This window comes from Priestia sp. J2, from assembly GCF_020790095.1.
In the GTDB taxonomy this organism is placed as follows: Bacteria; Bacillota; Bacilli; order Bacillales; family Bacillaceae_H; genus Priestia; species Priestia zanthoxyli.
Map to the genome: position 1 here is coordinate 2,072,257 of NZ_CP086208.1, position 20,578 is coordinate 2,092,834.

Genomic DNA, 20,578 nt, shown 5'->3' on the forward strand with positions numbered 1-20,578 from the left:
GGTTGCAAATAAAAAAGGTTAATAGTAAACTTTAAACGTAACAAGAATAGTATGGGAGCTTGCGCGGGGCAGGCTGAGAGTACAGGGGCGCCTGTTGACCATTTGAACCTGTTGGATAATGCCAGCGCAGGGAATGTGAGTACATACCAAAGCACTTTGCGCATGCAAGGTGCTTTTTTGTCTTTTTTTTGCAGTGTTAAAACTAAATGAAAAGAGTGAGAGAACATGGATATTAGTAAAATTTCAGCTCAATTAGAAAAAGTAAGAGATACAAGTCCGCTTGTTCATAATATTACGAATGTTGTGGTAACCAATTTTACAGCAAATGGACTGCTTGCCCTAGGAGCGTCACCTGTTATGGCTTATGCGAAGGAAGAAGTGGCTGATATGGCTCGAATCGCCGGAGCGCTTGTCTTAAATATGGGTACACTGACGGCTCAAGAAGTAGAAGCGATGAGAATAGCAGGAAAATCAGCAAATGAAAACGGCGTGCCGGTTATTTTCGATCCTGTAGGAGCCGGAGCAACACCGTTTCGTACAGAAGTGGCATGTCAGCTTGTAGAAGAATTAAATATTGCCGTTATTCGCGGTAACGCTGCTGAAGTTGCGAATGTAGTAGGCGAGTCATGGCTCATTAAAGGCGTTGATTCATTAGAAGGGCAAGGAGACGTCATTGAACTTGCTGAGAAAGCAGCGAACAAATTAGATACAGTGATTGTTATTACGGGGAAACAAGATGTGATCACCGATGGAAACACAACGTATACAGTAGACAACGGTCACCCGTTATTTACGAAGGTGACGGGTACTGGATGTCTGCTGACATCAATTATAGGAGCTTTCGCGGCTGTAGAAAAAGAATATGTCGAGGCAAGCGTTGCTGCTTTAAGTTTTTACGGAGTGGCAGGTGAAATCGCCGCAGCGAAAAAAGGTGAAGAAGGGCCGGGGAGCTTTCAAATTGAGCTGTTAAATCAGCTTCATCTTTTATCTGGACAGGATATTGAATCATATGCAAGAGTACATCAACGTTAAAAGGAGCGGGAAAATGACAAACGAAGAAATTAAAAAGCTGCTGAAAGTTTATTTTATAATGGGCAGCAATAACTGTACAAAAAATCCGAAAGAAGTATTAAAAGAAGCAATTGAAGGCGGCGTTACCGTGTTTCAATTTCGTGAAAAAGGCGAAGGTGCACTAAAAGGAGAAGCGAAATATCAGCTGGCGAAAGAACTTCAGCAAATTTGTCAGCAGCACAACGTTCCTTTTGTTGTGAATGATGATCTTGACTTAGCGATCCGTTTACAAGCAGATGGCGTTCATATTGGACAAGAAGATGAAAAAGCTCATATTGTTCGAGAAAAAATAGGAAAAGGAATTGTGGGCGTCTCTGTTCATAATGTACAAGAGCTGCAGCAAGCCATAAAAGACGGGGCGGATTATGTAGGAATGGGACCTGTTTTTCCTACTTCTACAAAAAAAGACGCAAAAGCAGTGCAAGGTACAAAATTAATTGAAGAAGTGCGAAACCAGAATATTGACTTTCCAATTGTAGGAATCGGTGGCATCACGCCTGAAAATGCCAAACAAGTAGTAGAAGCAGGTGCAGATGGTGTTTCTATTATTACCGCGATTAGCTTAGCAGCGTCTCCAAAAGAAAAAGCAGCTCAATTGAAAGAAGCGGTAGGAAAATAAAAAAAGCGCACAGTGTGCGCTTTTTTATTATAGCTGAACGGTTTGAGGAGTTTCTTCGCCTTCATTCATAAAGCGAATTTCGTTTGGTGTAATTTCCAGAACAACATACTCAGGGTCATTTGGACCGTCAAACCATTCTTTCATGTGATCGTTCCATATACGTCCTTTTAATTGATCACCGGTACGAAGAACAGCTGTCCCGGATAATTCTAAGTATTGATCGCCATATCCTTCGCCGCTGTAGCCCAATAGTACGTGCACGTTCGGATTGGCTTCGATTTCTTCTGCCTTATGTGTATTGATATTTGTTGGTGTGTAAAGAGCGATACCATCTTCATCGCTGAAAAATGTCATATAGCGAGAGTGGGGTTTGTTGTTTACAACTGTGGCTAATGTTCCTACACGATTTCCTTCTAATACTTCATTTACTTTTTTAGCAATTTTTTGTTCATTCATTTTATCCATCTCCTTTATTACTTTTTATGTTCCTCAATCGAAGATAAATAAAACATACATGTCTAAAAAAAATATAAGTTAACAATAAAATAATTATGTAAACTAATAAATAAAAAAATAAAAAAAGCTAGCTACAGCTAACTAAAAAATAAGCCCGCACTGCCGTAACCCTAAGTGTCTTAAATACCCAGATCTACTAGGTGGGTGCCCTCATAGCCGGGTTTAGCGTCCCAAGAAGGGCGTGCTATCTGCAGCTAAATTTTGAGCTCCCTTTTAACACTCAAAGGTTTAAGACAACATGAGTATACGCACAGCGCAGGTATGTATAACAAATGTAAATAAAATGCCGATATATAAATGTTTTCTAATTAATCAACTTTCATCGTACAAGAAATGATTATAACGGAATAATGAATGGAACGCAAGACTTTTATTTAAAGTTTTTCTTCTCTAACATCTTGGCGGTTATGCCGTAACAAAATAAAAAAAGGGCCCGCAACTGGAATGAAACATGAGAGAAGGTAAGGCCGGGATGCTATCTTTTCTTTTGTCATAACGGAATAAGAAAGCCACGTTAAAACAAAAAAATCAGCGGTCATCACCCTAACAAGCTGTGACTGCATAAAAGCATCTTCATAAGCTCTTATTGAACCTATGGATAGTCCGTATACGTAACCAGCAATCGTGAGTGCTAAGCATAGTCCAATCCATAGACGAGAAGAAATGATGGCAATGAAACGTGAAGGAATACGCGAACGTGTTCGAACTTTTTGTCCTTTCCAATGATAATAGAACAAAAGAGAAAAAGCTCCAAGCGCAAATGATAGGAGAGAAAATGGCCATCCAGGCAGTTTGTACGTATCTTTTTTACAAATCATTACCATGAACAATACTGGGAAAAGTCCTAAAAAAGAGAATACCATAACTACGAGCGGATCTACCTGTTGAAAATTTCCTGTGACAAGGTTTTTAAACAGCATATCATCAGCGGCGCTTGCTCCCGGAGCTAGCAGAAAGGCGTATAGTACAAGCATAGTCCATACAATGATGTACATATTCTCAACTCCTTTTAATTGTTTTAGTATACAAAAACCATTTCAGTATATTTCCCCGTTTTGTGATGAAGGGAAACGCTTGAAACTCTTCTTTAATTAGGTGTAATATTACACTAAAGACATGTGCGTGTATAGAAAGAAAGGGCTGTAAAAATGGATAAACAAGAAGTGATTAAATCCGTATCGGATAAAATACGATTAATTCGTTTAGAAAGAAACTATTCACAAGACAGAATGGCTGAAGTTATTGGTATTTCAAAAAAAACATTGGTTCAAATTGAAAAAGGGCGCACGGAAGCAGGGTGGACGACCACTGTTGCAGTATGCGGTTTGTTTCGTGACAGTGAAATCCTTCAATCGGTTTTAGGAGACGTCCCCTTAGAAGTAGTAGAAATCATTGCTCATAACGGCGTATCTTCTCCAAAAGATAAAACGCTCGGAGGAAGAGTATGGTGGAAAGAGATTCAAAAAGAAGGTTCTTTTCGTCTGCAGCAAAATATGATTAGTCAGCACTATCGTATTTTAGATGACCAAGACTATCGATGGTTTAGTTCATTTGATAAAAGCGAAGCTGTAGAAAGGTTTGAAGAATTAACCAAGAAATAAAAACAAGCACTTGTTTTCAAGTGCTTGTTACTGATTCATTAACGTGCCGGATGAAGGGCGGTTGAACCAATTCCATAGCTCTACATCTCCAAGTGACGCGTAGGTGATAGACGGATCGTTTTTTAATTTCAGCAGCTTTTTGGTAGGTCCTGTAATCACAACGCCGTACACACCGACTCCATGTTTCTTTACATAAGAATATCGCTGCTTTAGCAACAAATCGGAATGGTCTAGCTGACGAACTTTTTGGACTGTTTCTTCATTATCGGCTAATAGTTTCATCATATCTAAAACGTTCGACTTGCTAGTAGAGTGCGTTTGATTTCCTTTGTGCTCGTAAGGCAAGTCTAAAAACTCTGGAAAGCCAAATGTTGATGTTAAGTCAATTAATGGCTCATCTTTTGTGCTTGTTTTTTGTTCGTTCCCTGTATTAAGCGCGTACCAAGAGGTAGAAAAATCACGGCTGTCGATGGCATTCATTTTTTGCTGAACTTCTTTTAGCGAATACGTATTATCAAAAGAAATAGCCACTTCGCTTACCGTTCCTTTTGGTAGGTTTTCTAATGCATTCCATGTTTCATTCGTCCATTCCTTATACTCTTTTGCATGCAGCTTTAGTTTTTTTGGATCAGGATAGACAAAGGAAAGGTTAAGGTCGTATTTACCACCAGAAAATTCTTTTTCTACACCGCTCGTTTTATCAAACAGCTGATGAAATGTAAACGTCCCAATGGCCTGCTCTTCACGTCCAATTTGCTTATAAGCTTCCATTTGCGACTGCATTCGGAAAAAGGACTGTGTATCAGAAGTGGTTTCACGTATATGAACGTTCGGAAAAGCAGATTCGATAGCTGCTTGATTGACGCTGTTTATGTATTCGGTTTTTGATTGATGATAATATACAATGGATAAAAAGCTGCCAATCATCCATAGCAGAACGACAGAGCTAATGACAGTTGTCACATTTGAAAGGCGCTGCTTCCATTTGGCCATATAAATGGACTTTTTCACTTTTTTATTATCCAACATCGTATCGTCATTTAGTGAAGTAGTTGATGGAGTTGGCGATAACGGTTCATCTTCAGTTAGCAAGTGCTCTAAATGAGCTGAGCATGCTTCACAATTTTCCGTATGTTGTTCAAGTGTTTCTGCTTCTTTGTCTGTCAAAGTGCCGTTTTTATATTTTTCCCATTGATGCTTCATATCTTGACAGCTCATCCGTCCTCTTCCTTTCTTTTTTTCAATTGTTGACGACCACGATACAAGTCCATTTTCACTTTTGACAGAGTAAAGCCAGTCATTTCTGCAATCTCTTCATATGTGAAGCCATGATAATCTCGTAACAGTACAATATTCTGCTTAGCCGGAGGCAAAGCAGATACATCAGAAAGCCAGCCGTCGATTTCACTTTGAATCATCACTTGTTCTTCAGCACTTGGCTGAGGAGTAAAGTGCCATTCTTCTATTTCGACAGTAGGGCGTTTTTTTTCTTTTCGATACCAGTCAATAAAGGCGTGATAAGCAATTTTGAACAGCCAAGGCTTTACTTCCTCGCCTTTATACGTTTCTAAGTGTAAAAGTGCCCGGTAAAAGGTCTCCTGCATTAAATCTTCCGCTGATTCTTTTCTGCGAGTAAGAGAGAGAAGATAGCGCAGCAAATCATGCATGTGCTGTTTATAAATGTGTTCAAAGTTATGCTGTTGTGCCATTTTCTCCCCCTTTCATTTAATCAACGCAATTTGTGGATAAAAGTTTCGGTTTTTTTATCAAAAATCGTATGTAATAGATAAAAGATGCTTAAAATACGATATATAGCTTATCATACTAAAAAGAAAATCATATGAAATTCGACATAATTCCGTGTAATTTGTCATTTTTTTAAAAAACTAAAGGGTAATTGGTGTTCGAAGGAAACAGAAAATGTTATGATAGAACAAGGATGTGCTCTTACAAAAAACAGCTACATACATAATAAAAAATACAGCGTTTGTTTGCAGAATGAAAATGGACAAACACATGGTGTTTAACCATCGATGTTTGTGGGAAAATAAACTAAGTATTTTCAACAAAAAGTAAATTAAATTGTGTTTTCACTTATAAAAAACACGGTAAATTGGAAAAGGTGGGGTCATGATGGACGTAGAAAATACACAAGGTACAGAAGAACAAGCACCTAAAGTCAAGGCAGCTAAAGTTGGCGATACGATTCAGCCTAAAAAAGGCGACTATAAAGGATTTAAAGGAATTGTTATGGTAGTGCGAGACAATTCGGTTATCGTAGATTTTGGAAAAGATGCTGAAACGGGCGAATCCATGAAAACAGTCGTTAATCATAAAAACTATAAAATCGTAAAAAAGTAGGTGAATAACCTACTTTTTTTTACTGAATATATGTTTAAAGACGGCGATTTTTCTACCGGAAACTTTAGAGAAACGCATAGGTAAAGCAATTCTTTGAGAAGAAGAATGTTTTTTAGTAAACTATAGAAAGTATGTAGAAAGAAAGGATTTTTTGTTATGTCAATTCAATTATCACAATTATCATTACCAAAAGAGGTTCTTTCGCTTTTAGCGAATCGTAAATATGAAAATCTGTCTCATGCTGATCAGCTATTAATCGGAAAAGGCGGCTATACAGCAGAAGAAGCAGATATTTTAGAAGATGCCATTATTGCCTTATCACTAGGGAAAAACGTACTTTTAAAAGGGCCAACAGGTTCAGGTAAAACAAAGCTTGCTGAAACGCTGTCGCATTTATTTTCTCAGCCGATGCATAGCGTTAACTGCTCGGTTGATTTAGATGCAGAAGCGCTGCTTGGCTTTAAAACAATTTCTGAACAAGAAGGGAAAACAGGTATCGAGTTTGTAGAAGGACCTGTTATTCAGGCAATGAAAAAAGGCCATTTATTATATATTGATGAAATTAACATGGCGAAACCTGAAACGCTTCCTATTTTAAACGGGGTACTTGACTACCGGAAAATGATTACAAACCCATTCACTGGAGATGTAGTGCGCGGTCAGCAAACATTCGGCGTAGTAGCGGCTATTAACGAAGGGTATGTTGGGACTGTTCCATTAAACGAAGCGTTAAAAAATCGTTTTGTTGTCATTGAAGTGCCATATATTCAAGGGAGCAGCTTAAAGCAAGTTCTAATGTCTCAGTCTCAGTTAAAAGACGAAAAATTAATTGATAAATTTGTCACGCTCTCTGCAGATTTAATTACTCAAGTTCAAAGCGGCCATGTATCAGAAGAAGCTGCGTCTATTCGTGCGCTTATTGATACGTGTGATTTAGCTCTTTATATGCCGCCTCTTCGCGCGATTAAACGCGGTATTATTGAAAAGCTAGAAGATGAAAGGGAAAAAGCCGCCATTCAAAATATTGCTGAAACATTATTTGAGTAAGGAGTGGCGCTATGCGATTTATTAAATTTAACGACAAAAATGTAGATTCCTTTCTCTATATGGAGCTGGCAGATTTAACGAAAACATTAACAAAAAATGATGAAATTGAAGTAGAGTATCGCGTTTCATCTTATTATGATCCTGTACACTGCATTATTTATCTCAGTCACTTTTGGGATAACCGTCCAGAAGAAGACAAAGTGTATGGCTTAAAAAGTGATGTATTTTTAAGAAGTATTGGAAGCTATAAGCATTCAAACTTCAAAGAAATTAATGCATATTTAAAGAAAATAAATAAAACGTCGGTACCTAGCTTAGCTAAGCAGCTGTTTATGCTGTTTGAAGATATTCGTTTAGAAGAAGTATGCAAACGCGAACGTCCTGGAACGAAAAAAGCCTTCGCCGTCAGAAGGCAGCTCTATAGAAAATATTTTGCTACACAAATGAGCGCAAATTTAACAAAAAGTGTGTACACGGATGCACTTTTTAACGGCATTTACTTGCTATTAACGGCTGAAAATCCGTTTGAAGAAATTCCTTCAATGAGTGAATCGATTAACTTAGCGATGCCTTTTATTCGCAGACAGCTAACAAATGTATATGAAGCGAAAACAACAAAAGACGTATCGCGCATCTGCCTTGAACTCGTAGATGTTTTTGATGATATTATCGAAAAAGATATGCTTAATACTTATTTCTTCTTGGCTGAACTTCAGTATGATCAGTTAGAAGAAGGGTTAACATTTGAAGATTTAAAACGCAAAGATTCATTAGTGAACGATGATATTTTAGAACATGAAAAAGACGGAGATGAAGACATTCACGAAGAGAAAATGGAAATGTGGCATCGAGAGACAAGCGAAGCGACGCAAAGTTTTCTACAGTTTGATATGGATCAAGGTTCAAAAACAGACATGCTAGGCGATGGTGTTCGTGAAGGCGACGATGGAGATCAAGCAATGGGAATGGTGCAAGGATCTTCTCAAAAAACATCACGGAACGATTATTCTCAAATAGAAGCCATGGAGCAAACGCATCCGGAAAAAGACGGGGAAGCGGATTATGAGTATGGGAAAGAAAATAAGCATGCCTATGCTGTTTTTGTAGATTCTAAACTTCCAAGCGACGATCACGTTGTTCAGTATGATGAGAATAAAAAAATCATTGCATCGTATCAAAAAAAATTAAAGCAAATGATTGAAAAAACGCTTGAACATAAAAAAACGCTACCTAGAAGCGAGCTGCACTTTGGCCGATTAAATAAAAAACTTCTAAAACTATGGACGGATGATAATCCTCGTTTGTTTTATAAAAAAGATGAAGATTCTGCCCAAATTGATGCTGTGTTTTCTCTTCTAGTTGACTGTTCGGCATCGATGTACGACAAAATGGATGAAACGAAGCTCGGGATTACGCTATTTCATGAAGCGTTAAAGTCTGTTATGGTGCCTCATCAAATTGTTGGATTTTGGGAAGATACAAATGATGCTACTGAAACAAGCCAGCCTAACTACCTGCAGACGGTGATGGACTTTCAAGCATCATTAAAGCGTAAAAGCGGTCCTGAAATTATGCAGCTTGAGCCTGAAGAAGACAACCGTGATGGATTTGCCATTCGCCATATGACACGCCGCTTGCTTCAGCGTTCTGAACAGCAAAAGTTTTTACTTGTGTTTTCAGACGGTGAACCAGCCGCTATGGGATATGAACAAAATGGTATTGTAGATACGCACGAAGCGGTATTAGAAGCACGCAAGCACGGAATTGAAGTCATCAACGTCTTTTTATCCAACGGGGAAATTGATGAAGGACAAAAGAAAACCATTCAAAATATGTACGGCAAATATAGTATTCTAGTACCAAACATCGAAGAACTTCCCGATGTGCTATTTCCTTTACTCAAGAAATTACTTCATAAAAGCATTTAAAAAAAGTCGAAGCATATTGCTTCGACTTTTTTTGCTATTGACCGTTAATGCGGAGGGAGGTAAGTTAAATATATATGAAAAAGAGAGAAGAAATGGTAAGTGGAAGGAGTTCAAACTTCATCTAAAAGAGCGTGGGGGCTGCTGCTTGTAATCATTGGTGCCACGATGTGGGGAGTGTCTGGCACGGTAGCTCAATATTTATTTCAGCATAAGAGTTTTAACGCAGAGTGGCTGGTCGTCGTTCGTATGTTAGTATCTGGATTGCTGCTTTTGGCAATAGCCTCTAAGCAGCGCAATATTTTTGCAATTTGGAAAACAAAAGAAGAGAGGACTTCGCTGCTTTTGTTTGGTGTAATCGGTATGCTCGGCGTGCAGTATACATATTTTGCAGCTATTGAAGCAGGAAACGCTGCTACAGCTACAGTGCTTCAATATACGTCGCCAATATTTATTATTGGCTATTTAGCCGTGCAAGCAAGAAAGTGGCCGGTGAAAGTAGAAATGATTTCTGTTGCGCTCGTCATAACGGGGACATTTTTTCTTGCAACAAGCGGAAATTTTAACGAGCTGTCTATTACAGGATGGGGGTTGTTTTGGGGGATTGGAGCAGCTGTGACGTCTGCTTTTTATACGCTTCAGCCTAAACGTCTTCTTGCAAAATGGAGCTCAGTTGAAGTAGTAGGCTGGGGAATGGTAATAGGCGGCGTAAGTTTTTCATTTATTCATCCGCCGTGGCATATAGCCGGTGAGTGGTCGCTATTGTCGCTGTGTGCGGTGCTATTTGTGATTATCTTTGGAACGCTCATTGCCTTTTATTGCTACTTGGAAAGTTTGAAGCACATTGGCGCTTCTGAAGCCATTGTTCTTGCGTCAGCAGAGCCTTTGTCAGCAGCGGCGCTCTCTGTTCTATGGCTTCATGTGACTTTTGGGTGGACGGAGTGGCTAGGTACAATTCTTATTATCGCTACGGTATTTTTGCTTTCTCAGCGAAAGCCAGAGGTGACATCATAAGTAAAAAGGACTTTCATTTGAAAGTCCTTTTTATTTTTATAGAGGTTTTAGCGTAAACGTGTTTGTATACGAGCGGTTGGCGTATAGTGTGTAATCAGGATGTGTTTTAGCTCCCCAGCTGTCGTCTCCGCCAACGCCCATTTGCTTGTAGTTAACCCGCACGGTTACGGAATCGCTTAACGGCAATTTGTAAAAATGATCGTAAGCCTCCAGTTCAAAAGGTGAGTAAGGTAAAGCATTCAGCTCGACTGTTGGCAAACCTTTTAGTAAAAAGCCGCGTCCTTGATCGTTTGTAATAGTTGCCCATCTAACGTCCGTTTTGTTTCCGCATTCTTGAGGGCGTAAATACGGTGTAACTTGCTCTTTTACACTGCCTTTATGAAGGCCAAGCTTAGCGCCAGTTTTACGATCCCAATAATTTTCATGAGGGCCTCTGCCGTACCATGTTAAAGAATCAAAAGCCGCATCCATCGTAAACAGCATCCCAATTTCAGGAATTTCAGGCATTGACTCAGAAGGTGCTAAAGATTGTTCAATCTTCATTTCACCATCGTTATATAGCGTATACGTTACATAGCAAGAAGCAAGAGAGATGTCTAAAGCTAGCTCAACCGAAATGATAACAAAGTCAATTTGCGGTTGAACACTTACTTTTTTTACGTGCTGCTCTAAACTTGCTTGACGCCACGTTTGACATCTTTCATGCAATTTATTGCCGAGGTCATTATCGGTGATTGCGCGCCAAAAGTTCGGACGGAAACCCGATGCAAGCAGCTCGGTATGCTCATAGTTGTAAGAGATAAACTGCCCTTTTTGCTTGTCAAAAATAGCCGTGAAGTTAGTTCCTGTAACCGTCAGCGTTTGTTCGTTTTGGTCAACTGATAAAGCAGGATAAATAGCTTTTACTGAAGGTACAGCGGTTTTGGCAGGCAGTACAAACTGTTCGTACGCCACTTCATATCCAGCTGAAGCCCAGGCTGTATCTTTGGATAATCTGATAGAAAGAGTTAAAACAAATTCATCAGTTTCGTTTTCTTGCTCGTAAAAAGGATAAGAAAGCGTCAGTTCGTCTGTACCATCAGGATCTACATTTAAAAGGGACGCATGCTTTTCAAGTAGTTCACCGTTTTTTTCAACAGTCCAAACAAAATCATAGGCGTTCAAGTTTGTAAACAGGTGTTTGTTTTGAACGGCAAACTTTCCTTTTGCAGCGTCGACTGCTGTCCACTTTACAGGCTGATAGCATTTTTTTACTTCTGCAATTTTCGGGCTAGCTGTCCCATCAGCAAAGATTAAGCCGTTTCCGCAGAAGTTGCCGTCGTTAGGCGTATCACCAAAATCTCCGCCGTAAGCTAAGTAAGAAGTACCGTCTTCTGCTGTTGTTTGAAGAGCTTGATCTTTCCAGTCCCATATAAAACCGCCTTGCAAGATTGGATATTGATCGAACAGCTCCCAGTATTTGTATAGATTTCCGCAAGAATTACCCATCGCATGACTGTATTCACACAGAATATAAGGTTTTTTCGGATTCATTAAAGCATAGCGCTCTACATCTGCTGGCTTAATGTACATCGTGCTTTCTATATCAGAAGCATCATAGTCGCGGTGATGGAAGATTCCTTCATAATGAACAAGTCTCGTGGAATCTTTCTCTTTTAAAAAAGTATACATATGCTGAAAGTTTTCTCCGCCAAATGATTCATTACCAAGCGACCAAATAATAATAGAAGGGTGGTTTTTGTCACGTTCGTACATCGAACGACAGCGATCTAGTACGTTTTCTTTCCATTCTGGCTTGCTTCCTGGAACGGCTTTTTGCTCGCCTTCTTGTAAATAAGTCCACGTTCCGTGCGTTTCTAAATTGGTTTCATCAATTACGTACAGTCCGTATTCATCACACAGCTCATACCATACTGAATCGTTAGGGTAATGGGATGTACGCACTGCGTTAATATTATGCTGTTTCATCAGCAAAATATCGTGAATCATGTCTTTGCGTGTGATGCCTGCACGGCCTTTTACTGAATCAAATTCGTGGCGATTTACTCCTCGAAGTACAATACGCTTGCCGTTGATTGTCATAAGGCCATTCTTTAGTTCAAACGTACGGAAGCCGACTTTACAGCTTTCCGTTTCGATAATAGAACCAGCAGCATTCTTTAAGCTGAGTACAAGGGTATACAAATTAGGACTTTCTGCGCTCCATTTTGCAGGGCTTTTAATGTGTGTACGTAAGGACGCTGTATATTGATCGCTTACACTTACATTTGTTTGCAGCGGAGCTTGTAGTACTTCTTGGCCATTCGCGTCATACAGCATGACTTCAAATGTTAGATCTTGAGTATCGTGCTGAAAGTAATTTAAAATATCAGCTGAAACGCTAAGTTCACCATCTTCGTAGTTGTTATCAAGCGACGAACGAACGCTAAAGTCATAGATGTGAACCGGTGGAGTAGAGTACAGATACACATCTCGGAAGATGCCGCTCATTCGCCAAAAATCTTGGTCTTCAAGCCAGCTTGCGTCACTCCAGCGATATACTTCTACTGCTATCGTATTTTCACCATCTTGAAGATAAGAAGTTATATCAAATTCAGCTGGAGTAAAGCTGTCTTCGCTGTATCCAACAAACTCACCGTTAACCCAGACGTAAAAAGCAGATTCGACGCCTTGGAAGCTGACGTACACCGGCTGATTTTCCCATTCTGATTTAGGTGTAAAAGTACGGACGTACTGACCGACAGGGTTATATTTAGTCGGTGCAAAAGGAGGTTCGAGGTTTTCGTTTTCAACCCAAGGGTATGTCACGTTTGTATATTGAGGATAGTCATATCCTTGCAGCTGCCAGTGTGAAGGAACTGAAATAGAGTCCCATTTCTTATATGAAAATTCAGGAGCGAAAAAGTTTTTGACGCGGCCATCCGCATTTTCAGCAAAATGAAAGTACCAGCTTCCATTTAAGCTTTGGTAGTAAACAGAAGATTTTCTATCATTTTTTAAGGCCTCTTCGACCGTTTGATAAGGCATTAGTAAAGCGTGTGCTTTCGAACGGTTCAATTGAAAAATTTCAGGGTTGTTATTCCATTCAGGGTATCCGTTTGCAGGTGCTGTATAATTAAATTTCTTGCCGGTTTTTAACATGTCGATCCCTCATTTCTAGATTACTAGGTTATTAGTTTATATGAAAATGATAACGTTTTCTGAAAACCTTATCAATCTAATTATTTTCATGATAATATAACTATATTCACATAAAAAGGAGGAAGTAATGTGGACCGTATGTACTTTCCGGCTCTTTCAGATGAAGATATGAAACTGCCATTCTATGTTACAAGCGCTGGAAGTTGGAGACATCAAACGCATATTAAACGTCAGGGAGAGTTTCCTGATTATCAATGGATTCAATGTATAAAAGGAAGAGGCGAGCTTCGTGTAAATGACGAGGTTTATATTATAAAAGAAAATGAAGGGATGTTTCTGACGCCGCATGTTCCGCACGAATACTACCCCATTACGAGCGAATGGCAAGTATGCTGGGTTTCTTTTAATGGAAGTGTAATTGATGATATCATGCTTTCTCTTCAATTTATTAATTCCGGAAAAATCGTCCTTACACATGCTGAAAGCCTTTATAGGATGCTGCAAGAGATAATGAATTTGTTAGAAGAAAATCATACCTCTAGCACCATGAAGTGCTCTGAACTACTATATAGCGTCATTTTGAAACTTCGCCAAGACAGCGTATATATAGAAAGCAAAAGTCGCCTGCAGCAAATTACTCAGCTAAACCCAGTCCTTCGCTATATTGAGAAATATTATCATCAGCCGTTAACGCTAGAAGTACTGGCGAAGCAGCTCAACGTAACAGAGCAGTATACGTGTTTGCTTTTTCAACAATCTCTTGGTATCCGGCCGTTTGAATACGTAACGCGCGTCCGAATTCAAAAAGCAAAGAAACTGCTGCTTAAAAACAACCAAATCTCTGTACAAGATATAGCAAGACAAGTAGGGTATGAACATCCAAGCTATTTTATCAAGCGCTTCAAAGAACAAGAAAACGTGACTCCAACTGTTTTTCGGAAAATGTATTTTTCATAAGTTACATACATTGGGTTTTATCTAGGTTATAAGAAATGATGTGGATGCTAGTTATTTCGTATGAGTTTTAAAAAAAGAATTTAAATGTAGTTTTAAGTAAAAACGGGGAGGAAAAGTAGAGAGAAGAAACAAAAAGGAGGGATAAACGTGTTTGGGTTAAATGATCTTCCAAAGTTTGTGTGGTCATTCTGTCTTGTATTGCCACTTGTATCATTTGTTCATCAGCTGGGGCATTCCGTCATGGCAATTATTTTCGGAGGGAAGGTCGATTTTACTATTGGGCGGGGGAAAACGATTCTTAAAATGGGGAAGTTTAAAATTAAGTCAGTCTATTTTCTAGACTCGTTTTGTAAATATGAAAATCTTAAGAACGACAGTCGCTTTTCCCATGCAGTGGTGTATGCGGGCGGTGTACTGTTTAATTTACTTACTATTTTTATAATAAATGGATTAATTATGGCTAATATTCTGCCTGAAGATATATTTTGCTATCAATTTGTTTATTTTTCAGTCTATTATGTTATTTTTTCACTGCTGCCAATTCAATATACAGAAACATCTGCAAGTGATGGACGTGCTATATATAACGTATTACGGTACGGGAAAACGTGTGATCCAGATTAAAGGGCTGTGTGTAGCAGCCTTTTTTGGTGCCTTTTTTCTGTTTCATTTAAATAAAAAAAGGAAAACTTTACGAAAAGAAAATAGTAGCGGATAATAAAGATAGTAGATGTTGGAATGGAAGAAAGGAGAGGATTTATACGATTATTGAGACAGAGCGAATGACGCTGCGAGCTATGGCTGAAAGCGATGCAGGCAATTTAATGAAAATATTTGAAGATGCTGAAGCAATGAAGTATTATTCTTCTACTAAAAATGAACAAGACACATATCGCTGGATTCAATGGATGAAGCAGCATTATCAAACATATGGCATTAGCATGTGGATCGCTGAGGATAAACAGAATCGAGAGTTTCTAGGGCAGTGCGGCATGGTTCTTCAAAAAGTAGACGGCAAGGTAGACCCGGAGCTTGGCTATTTATTTTTACGCAGCCGCTGGGGAAAAGGCTATGCGAGTGAAGCAGCAAAAGCTTGTTTAGATTATGGCCTTCATACGCTGAAATTTCAGAAGATTATATCATTAATTGATCCGGCCAATTATCCATCGATTAAAGTGGCTGAAAGAATTGGCATGAAAAAAGAAAAGCAAGTTAACAAATGGGATAAATCATTATTCTTTTATAGTATATATAATGAAAAATGAGAGTAAAGGAGTGTTAGCATGATCAACATTAACAACGTTTCGGTAAAACGAGCAGAAAAAGAAATTTTAAAAAGCGTGTCGTGGTCAGTGGAAAAAGGGGAACATTGGTGTTTGCTTGGGTTAAATGGTTCCGGAAAAACGACGCTTTTAAATATCATCAACGGATATATCTGGCCTACAAAAGGGGAAGTAGAAGTTCTTTCAAGGAAATTTGGAGAAACAAATCTGTCTGAGCTCAGAAAAGAAATTGGATGGGTAAGCTCTTCGCTTCAACAGCGGTTTCGAGATGACGATACGGTTGTAGAAATGATTTTAAGCGGAAAATTTGCATCTATTGGGTTATATGAACAAGTGGAGCAAAAAGATATGAACCAAGCCATAGAATTAATGAAGCTGCTAAATTGCGAAGATTTACAAAATCAGGCCTACGGAACACTTTCTCAAGGAGAGCGCCAGCGAGTGCTAATTGCTCGAGCTCTTATGGCTTCACCAAAGCTTTTAATACTTGATGAGCCATGTACAGGTCTAGATATAATGGCCCGAGAACAGCTTCTTCAGCTGATTGCAAAAATGGCAGAGCAGCCAAATGCTCCTACGCTTATTTATGTTACTCACCATGTAGAAGAAATTTTGCCTTGCTTTACCCATACGCTTTGTATGCGCCAAGGAGAAGTGTTTTCTTCTGGAAAAACGAAAGACCAGCTCACTGAGCCGCATCTTTCTAAATTTTTTAATCACTCCGTAGAGATTCAGCAGCAGAAGGAACGCACTTGGCTGTCATTAAAAGAACCGGTAAAAAGCTGAGCTAGCGTCGAGAAACCTTCTTACATACCATGGGAAAAAGAGCGCTGCTTGCAATGGAAACAAGCTCATTGTGGAGATAATGTTTACATGCTACATAAATAGTGGTGCTGCAAATAATATCAATGAGTAAAAAAGCAGCAATGTCATGTTTATCAATGGTTACAAATACAAAAGAAGAGGAATCATAAGCTGTCATCGTTGGCTCCTTTGGTTATATCGTTATGTTACTTTATTCACAAAAGGCTTGGGCTATACGAACTTTTAAAGAAGTACGATGATGACAGCTGATTCTCTCCTCTAAAGCTGATAATACTCTTGTTCGAGTATACTCATGATAATATCTGTCTGAAATGCTTCTTCAATAAAAGCACCTTCACGCTCTATTCCTTCTTTTACAAAACCGCATTTTTCATAACAAGCAATGGCTCTATGGTTGTATTCGAGCACTCGTAAATCGACTCTGTGCAAGTGAAGGTGTTCAAATGCGTATGCCAGCACCAATTTTGTAACTTCAGTGCCAAGCCCTTGATTCCAAACGGAAGAATCGAATAAACCAATAGCATACCGTGCGCGCCGGTCGTACTCGTTAACGGTCAGCCGGGCTTCTCCAACAAACTGCTGCTGATATTCAACACACCAATTCAGCTTTTGAGACTTTATGTACTCGACGTGCCGCTTGGCATCTTGTAATGTAAGAGGTTTTAAGTTTCGGGTATCGCCTCCGTACATACGAATAAGCTCTTTTGTTTGCTTGCACGCTAGATAGTCATGTACATCGCTGTCTTTTGGTTTTCTTAGTATCACGTTTTTTCCTTTTAAAAGTGGTGAAACATTATTCATTTGATGCATCCTTTCTTTCCCAACATTAAAAAGGTATTCCACTTGTCTCCTAAAAAAACCTGCTTTTATGTACAAAAAGAGGCTGGAATAAAAGGATTTTAGACAAAGTGAAAAACGAACCATTGATCAAGATGTTTGATTCGTGGTTCGTTTTTTTTGTTAGGGTAAACATAGGTTTCATGTGTGTAAGTCTTTCTAGCAGTTGATTGGAGGGCAAGGCGAAGACTCCCGCGGAAAGCGAAGCCTTGCACGGAAATCAACTGCCGTGTCACAAGCGATCCATAGGAGCTCATGTATCCTATATGTTCGTCTTTAGATTGGATTCATTTCGTCATGTCTCAACCCCTTTATGAAGAATGTTTTTTTGCGTAGTGGGCAAGTGCAAGAAGAGGAAAAATATCATTGTAGCTGTGGTACTGAATATAAAATTGTCCAGGAAGACCAATTCCCGTGGGATAATGAATTTGCTGTTCTGTAAGATTTGGATTCAGTAAAAATTTAATTCCTTTTTCAACTGCTCGATCTTTTAATGGACATATTGTCATTAAAGCATCGAGAGCCCAAGCCGTTTGAGAAGGAGTGCTAAACGATAGTGGCACATATTTTTTTAAAGAAGCGCTATAGCATGATTCTCCGAATCCGCCGTCTTCTTGTTGAATGCTTTTGAGCCAATTGATGGCTTTGATGATACGCGGATCAGAAGCGGAAATTCCTACAGCACGGAGTCCAGTAATAGCGGCCCACGTTCCGTAAATGTAGCAAACACCCCACCGGCCGTACCAGCTTCCGTTATCCAATTGATGATCAAACAGCCATTTTACTGCAGCTTTAATCGAAGGGTGGGATTTATTCATACCGGCAAAGTTTCCGAGGCACTCAAGCACTCGACCGGTTAAATCGGCAGTAGCCGGATCCGTTGCTGCGTCTTTTGCGTTTTCAAGCGGCAGATAAGTAAATAAAATAGAATCGGTATTTTTTTCAAATGCAGCAAAACCCCCGTCTTTGTTTTGCATGGACAACAGCCAGTTAATGCCCCTTTGCCAAGACTCCAAATAATCTGTATCGGTTTGCGCTCTTCTAGAAAGAGCTCTAATAGCAGCAGACGTATCGTCTAAGTCAGGGTTATTCGTATTAATATCGGAAAATCCCCAGCCTCCAGGCGCTGTATTGGGGTTATGAAACTGCCAGTCTCCAAGCTTTGTATGCTGTCTTTTCTTTAAGTAACGAGTTGTGCCTTTAATCATGGGATCTTGCTGCGGTACACCTGCTTCTTGTAGAGCGTAAGATAGCAGGGCGGTATCCCAAACGGTTGACGTGGAGTTTTCTACGTGCACGTGGCCGCTGCATGTACTAAGTAGTGAACAAATACCGTCAATTGCTTTTTGAACCACAAACGAATCTTTTTTATAGCCAAGAGCCAAAAGACCGTAAATCATAAAAAAAGTAGAGGTTGCGTAGCTGTAGAGTGTTCCATCTTTTTCAAGTCTTTCTAGCATGTAACGCTCGGCTGCTTGATAACCAAGTTTGTGGATGTAAGAAGGTAAAGAAGCCAGCTGTTTTAAATGGTCGACTAAAAAAATAGAAGCGCGTGATTCTTGAGCAACTTCATCCGCTTCCTGATTCTGCTCTCTTACATCTAAATGAGAAAGAGAAGGTGTATGCCTAGAAGTAAGTGAAAATTTTTTGTTTCCAGCTACCATCATCGGGACGAAGTGAATTCTGGCATAGGTGCTTAGTTCATAAAAGTTAAGCGGTACATAGGTAGGCACGAGCAAAAGAGAAAGCGGGAGGTAAAATAGCTTTGGCCACTCGTATAAGCCGTTAACACAAAGCATCCATCTTGTGAGAAAATGAGCGCGAGAAATGCCTCCTGAATCTATAATATATCTTTCTGCTTTTCGCAAAATCCGGTCATTTTTTTGGTAATAGCCTGAATATAAAAGAGCTGTATATGCTTGAATAGTAGCGGATAAGTTATGTTCTTCATCATCAAACAACGTCCAAAGACCATCTTCATTTTGAAGGGAAACGATCCGTTCGGTTAATTGTTTAATCAACACTTCTTTATCTAAATCAAAGGTGCGAAGAAGCATAATTAAAAACGCATCAGGCATAACGCCTGTTTCAAAACAGTAGCGAAATGACCCGTCATTTTTTTGTGTTGGGCGCAGATAGGCGATTCTTCGCTGAATCTCTAGCTGAACTTCCTTTAGCAATATGATCACCTCTTATGATAATGCTTTTCAATCTTTCGACCTGTTTCTTTATAACTGTATTCAAAGGAAGAGCGTTCTATGAGAGGAGAAAGTTGCAAAGAATAGAGCGCTTGCTGCACAATAAAGGTACTGGAAAATTGGAGTGATAGAAGTGAAAGAAATACAGGTAGAACTTATTCAAGGGCGAGGCTCTTACCGAGAGCTTGGTAAAATGCAAGGGGAATTACATAAAGGAACAAAGCTGTTTGAAAATCATCAAAAAAGAAGAAAACGTTCATTACGAAGCTATCAAACGATAGCAAAAGAAGCTCGTCATTATTACGACTTATTTGCTCCCGGACTGTGGGATGAGCTATTGGGCTTAGCAGAAGGCTTAGATTGGCCTCTTGAAGACGTTATACATGAGTACAGCGGATATCAGCAAGAGTGGAAGAAAACGGGATGTTCTGCTCTTATGCAGCACGGTGTGTATGTGCGGAACTACGATTATCATCCGAAAACGTACGAAGGTCGATTTTTGCTTTTTCAGCCAAATGAAGGATATGCAAGCGTCGGGTTTGGAACAAGAATGATTGGGCGAATGGATGGAATGAACGAAAAAGGATTAGCAATTGGCTATCATTTTGTTAATCGCCGCCGTCAAACGAACGGATTTATTTGCTGTACGCTTGCTCGGTTTATTTTAGAAACATGTGAAACGACAGAAGAGGCTGTTGCTATTTTAGAAAGGGCACCGCACCGTCATGCGTTTAATTATTCCATTTACGACCGCAGCGGACAGGGAGCAGTAGTCGAAGCATCTGGACGAGGCGTTCATGTACAAAGAGGAACGATGATGGGGTGTACGAACCATTTTAATCAGCTGGTCGAAGAAAATCGTCATCATTTGGTAGAGTCAAAGGAAAGGCTCGATCATATTCGAGATCATATTGAAAAAAAGCTATCGCCTCTTGAAGCTTTTTCTTTATTTAATGAAGATGAATACGGTATTTTTAAAAAAGATTACCGGAATTATGCTGGAACGCTTCATACAGTGGCATATGTACCGGAGACGCTGCAAGTCATTGTGGGGATTGGACGAAAAGCAAAACCTCTTACTTTCTCGTTTGAGGATTGGGTGAAAGGAGAACAATTAACTATAACGAAAATAAAAGGAACGGTAAATACAGACGAACCATTTCCGTTTCAGTAAGGAGCAGCA

Annotated in this window: 20 protein-coding genes, 1 other RNA gene and 1 riboswitch; of the genes, 12 read left to right on the forward strand and 9 right to left on the reverse strand. The window is 39.4% G+C overall.

The genetic code is table 11. The annotated features are described in order from the left end of the window. Positions 1-41: 41 nt before the first annotated feature. Positions 42-150, forward strand: a riboswitch (TPP riboswitch). 75 nt (positions 151-225) lie between these two features. Next, entirely contained in the window at positions 226-1,032 is an 807-nt protein-coding gene (thiM, locus tag LJY09_RS10415; protein WP_028413508.1) for a hydroxyethylthiazole kinase, read from the forward strand. 13 nt (positions 1,033-1,045) lie between these two features. Continuing rightward, the gene (gene thiE, locus LJY09_RS10420) at positions 1,046-1,690 is read left to right on the forward strand and encodes a thiamine phosphate synthase (RefSeq protein WP_098112552.1); all 645 of its coding nucleotides are present in this window, start codon (positions 1,046-1,048) and stop codon (positions 1,688-1,690) included. 27 nt (positions 1,691-1,717) lie between these two features. Here thiE and LJY09_RS10425 read toward each other — a convergent pair whose 3' ends face one another. From LJY09_RS10425 to LJY09_RS10435, 3 genes are all read right to left on the reverse strand, one after another. Continuing rightward, positions 1,718-2,146: a pyridoxamine 5'-phosphate oxidase family protein gene (locus tag LJY09_RS10425; protein ID WP_013082985.1), complete on the reverse strand. Its 429-nt coding sequence runs from the start codon at positions 2,144-2,146 to the stop codon at positions 1,718-1,720. 147 nt (positions 2,147-2,293) lie between these two features. Continuing rightward, positions 2,294-2,471, reverse strand: a non-coding RNA gene (gene ssrS, locus LJY09_RS10430) — 6S RNA. 109 nt (positions 2,472-2,580) lie between these two features. Then, positions 2,581-3,201 carry a hypothetical protein gene (locus tag LJY09_RS10435; protein ID WP_098112553.1) on the reverse strand — a complete coding sequence of 207 codons (621 nt, stop codon included), beginning with the start codon at positions 3,199-3,201 and terminating at the stop codon, positions 2,581-2,583. Between the two features lie 153 nt (positions 3,202-3,354). Here LJY09_RS10435 and LJY09_RS10440 point away from each other — a divergent pair, with 153 nt between their 5' ends. Further along, entirely contained in the window at positions 3,355-3,807 is a 453-nt protein-coding gene (locus LJY09_RS10440) for a helix-turn-helix transcriptional regulator (RefSeq protein WP_033578859.1), read from the forward strand. A 27-nt stretch (positions 3,808-3,834) separates the two neighbouring features. On the opposite strand, the gene LJY09_RS10445 is transcribed toward LJY09_RS10440, so the two are convergent. Next, complete coding sequence (locus LJY09_RS10445) at positions 3,835-5,025, reverse strand: anti-sigma factor (protein ID WP_155010182.1); 1,191 nt, start codon at positions 5,023-5,025, stop codon at positions 3,835-3,837. Then, positions 5,022-5,516 carry an RNA polymerase sigma factor gene (locus LJY09_RS10450; RefSeq protein ID WP_013056868.1) on the reverse strand — a complete coding sequence of 165 codons (495 nt, stop codon included), beginning with the start codon at positions 5,514-5,516 and terminating at the stop codon, positions 5,022-5,024. Before LJY09_RS10450 ends, LJY09_RS10445 begins: the two co-directional genes overlap by 4 nt. 421 nt (positions 5,517-5,937) lie before the next feature. On the opposite strand from LJY09_RS10450, the gene LJY09_RS10455 reads away from it, so the two are divergent. The 4 genes from LJY09_RS10455 to LJY09_RS10470 all read left to right on the forward strand — a co-directional run bounded on the left by LJY09_RS10455 (position 5,938) and on the right by LJY09_RS10470 (position 10,154). Next, positions 5,938-6,168: a YkvS family protein gene (locus tag LJY09_RS10455; RefSeq protein WP_013056869.1), complete on the forward strand. Its 231-nt coding sequence runs from the start codon at positions 5,938-5,940 to the stop codon at positions 6,166-6,168. Positions 6,169-6,324: 156 nt separating this feature from the next. After that, a complete protein-coding gene (locus tag LJY09_RS10460) occupies positions 6,325-7,215 on the forward strand; it encodes an ATP-binding protein (RefSeq protein ID WP_014460283.1) in 891 nt (296 codons plus the stop codon). A gap of 11 nt (positions 7,216-7,226) precedes the next feature. Then, positions 7,227-9,143 (forward strand): vWA domain-containing protein, encoded by a 1,917-nt coding sequence (locus tag LJY09_RS10465; RefSeq protein WP_155010181.1) that lies wholly within the window; start codon positions 7,227-7,229, stop codon positions 9,141-9,143. A gap of 99 nt (positions 9,144-9,242) precedes the next feature. Further along, positions 9,243-10,154, forward strand: coding sequence for an EamA family transporter (locus tag LJY09_RS10470; protein ID WP_028413501.1), 912 nt, complete (start codon positions 9,243-9,245; stop codon positions 10,152-10,154). 36 nt (positions 10,155-10,190) lie between these two features. Here LJY09_RS10470 and LJY09_RS10475 read toward each other — a convergent pair whose 3' ends face one another. Next, a complete protein-coding gene (locus tag LJY09_RS10475) occupies positions 10,191-13,295 on the reverse strand; it encodes a beta-galactosidase, LacZ type (protein WP_108674653.1) in 3,105 nt (1,034 codons plus the stop codon). A 138-nt stretch (positions 13,296-13,433) separates the two neighbouring features. On the opposite strand from LJY09_RS10475, the gene LJY09_RS10480 reads away from it, so the two are divergent. From LJY09_RS10480 to LJY09_RS10495, 4 genes are all read left to right on the forward strand, one after another. After that, positions 13,434-14,252, forward strand: a complete 819-nt coding sequence (locus LJY09_RS10480; protein WP_228307778.1) for an AraC family transcriptional regulator — start codon at positions 13,434-13,436, stop codon at positions 14,250-14,252. 147 nt (positions 14,253-14,399) lie between these two features. Beyond that, entirely contained in the window at positions 14,400-14,876 is a 477-nt protein-coding gene (locus LJY09_RS10485; RefSeq protein WP_028413498.1) for a site-2 protease family protein, read from the forward strand. Positions 14,877-15,034: 158 nt separating this feature from the next. Then, positions 15,035-15,517: a GNAT family N-acetyltransferase gene (locus tag LJY09_RS10490; protein ID WP_098112555.1), complete on the forward strand. Its 483-nt coding sequence runs from the start codon at positions 15,035-15,037 to the stop codon at positions 15,515-15,517. Positions 15,518-15,535: 18 nt separating this feature from the next. After that, positions 15,536-16,321, forward strand: a complete 786-nt coding sequence (locus LJY09_RS10495) for an ABC transporter ATP-binding protein (protein WP_028413496.1) — start codon at positions 15,536-15,538, stop codon at positions 16,319-16,321. A 1-nt stretch (position 16,322) separates the two neighbouring features. On the opposite strand, the gene LJY09_RS10500 is transcribed toward LJY09_RS10495, so the two are convergent. From LJY09_RS10500 to LJY09_RS10510, 3 genes are all read right to left on the reverse strand, one after another. Further along, positions 16,323-16,517 (reverse strand): hypothetical protein, encoded by a 195-nt coding sequence (locus tag LJY09_RS10500; RefSeq protein ID WP_013056879.1) that lies wholly within the window; start codon positions 16,515-16,517, stop codon positions 16,323-16,325. Positions 16,518-16,618: 101 nt separating this feature from the next. Beyond that, on the reverse strand, positions 16,619-17,161 hold the full coding sequence (locus tag LJY09_RS10505) for a GNAT family N-acetyltransferase (protein ID WP_028413495.1): 543 nt from the start codon (positions 17,159-17,161) through the stop codon (positions 16,619-16,621). A gap of 347 nt (positions 17,162-17,508) precedes the next feature. Further along, positions 17,509-19,386, reverse strand: coding sequence for a terpene cyclase/mutase family protein (locus LJY09_RS10510; protein ID WP_228307701.1), 1,878 nt, complete (start codon positions 19,384-19,386; stop codon positions 17,509-17,511). 142 nt (positions 19,387-19,528) lie between these two features. Between LJY09_RS10510 and LJY09_RS10515 the strand changes: the two genes are divergently transcribed. Then, positions 19,529-20,569 (forward strand): C45 family autoproteolytic acyltransferase/hydrolase, encoded by a 1,041-nt coding sequence (locus tag LJY09_RS10515; protein ID WP_228307702.1) that lies wholly within the window; start codon positions 19,529-19,531, stop codon positions 20,567-20,569. The last annotated feature ends 9 nt before the right edge of the window (positions 20,570-20,578 follow it).

What these genes read in the sequence shown, in the direction of transcription:
- LJY09_RS10480 (WP_228307778.1), top strand. Translation starts at nt 13,434, where the DNA reads ATGTACTTTCCGGCTCTTTCAGATGAAGATATGAAACTGCCATTCTAT.
- thiE (WP_098112552.1), top strand. Translation starts at nt 1,046, where the DNA reads ATGACAAACGAAGAAATTAAAAAGCTGCTGAAAGTTTATTTTATAATG.
- LJY09_RS10505 (WP_028413495.1), bottom strand. Translation starts at nt 17,161, where the DNA reads ATGAATAATGTTTCACCACTTTTAAAAGGAAAAAACGTGATACTAAGA.
- LJY09_RS10425 (WP_013082985.1), bottom strand. Translation starts at nt 2,146, where the DNA reads ATGAATGAACAAAAAATTGCTAAAAAAGTAAATGAAGTATTAGAAGGA.
- LJY09_RS10435 (WP_098112553.1), bottom strand. Translation starts at nt 3,201, where the DNA reads ATGTACATCATTGTATGGACTATGCTTGTACTATACGCCTTTCTGCTA.
- LJY09_RS10495 (WP_028413496.1), top strand. Translation starts at nt 15,536, where the DNA reads ATGATCAACATTAACAACGTTTCGGTAAAACGAGCAGAAAAAGAAATT.
- LJY09_RS10460 (WP_014460283.1), top strand. Translation starts at nt 6,325, where the DNA reads ATGTCAATTCAATTATCACAATTATCATTACCAAAAGAGGTTCTTTCG.
- LJY09_RS10465 (WP_155010181.1), top strand. Translation starts at nt 7,227, where the DNA reads ATGCGATTTATTAAATTTAACGACAAAAATGTAGATTCCTTTCTCTAT.
- LJY09_RS10455 (WP_013056869.1), top strand. Translation starts at nt 5,938, where the DNA reads ATGATGGACGTAGAAAATACACAAGGTACAGAAGAACAAGCACCTAAA.
- LJY09_RS10500 (WP_013056879.1), bottom strand. Translation starts at nt 16,517, where the DNA reads ATGACAGCTTATGATTCCTCTTCTTTTGTATTTGTAACCATTGATAAA.
- LJY09_RS10445 (WP_155010182.1), bottom strand. Translation starts at nt 5,025, where the DNA reads ATGAGCTGTCAAGATATGAAGCATCAATGGGAAAAATATAAAAACGGC.
- LJY09_RS10440 (WP_033578859.1), top strand. Translation starts at nt 3,355, where the DNA reads ATGGATAAACAAGAAGTGATTAAATCCGTATCGGATAAAATACGATTA.
- LJY09_RS10450 (WP_013056868.1), bottom strand. Translation starts at nt 5,516, where the DNA reads ATGGCACAACAGCATAACTTTGAACACATTTATAAACAGCACATGCAT.
- LJY09_RS10475 (WP_108674653.1), bottom strand. Translation starts at nt 13,295, where the DNA reads ATGTTAAAAACCGGCAAGAAATTTAATTATACAGCACCTGCAAACGGA.
- LJY09_RS10490 (WP_098112555.1), top strand. Translation starts at nt 15,035, where the DNA reads ATGACGCTGCGAGCTATGGCTGAAAGCGATGCAGGCAATTTAATGAAA.
- thiM (WP_028413508.1), top strand. Translation starts at nt 226, where the DNA reads ATGGATATTAGTAAAATTTCAGCTCAATTAGAAAAAGTAAGAGATACA.